This is a genomic window from Paenibacillus sp. BJ-4 (assembly GCF_020404765.1).
Lineage (GTDB): Bacteria > Bacillota > Bacilli > Paenibacillales > Paenibacillaceae > Paenibacillus.
On sequence record NZ_JAIVEM010000171.1, the window covers coordinates 1 to 211 of the forward strand.

Sequence of the window (211 nt, forward strand, 5' to 3'; positions counted from 1 at the left end):
AAAGGAAAGCAGCTTTGGAGCAGGCTTACCAGGCAGTCCATCAGCCGGCGACGGATTGATGCAGGTAGAACCAAACACACGTAATGCTTATTTATCTCAATTCAGCTCAAAATTTGGCCGTGCTTATAATCACGGCAGTGAACAAGATCAGGTATGCTTGGGCGGACTGATTTTAAATGAAAAGATTACTAGATTCGGCAACATATATAAT

At 42.7% G+C, this 211-nt stretch carries 1 pseudogene; it reads left to right on the plus strand.

From position 1 onward, the window contains the following. A pseudogene (locus LCF57_RS28420) lies at positions 1 to 211 on the plus strand (sugar-binding protein); the annotation flags it as partial.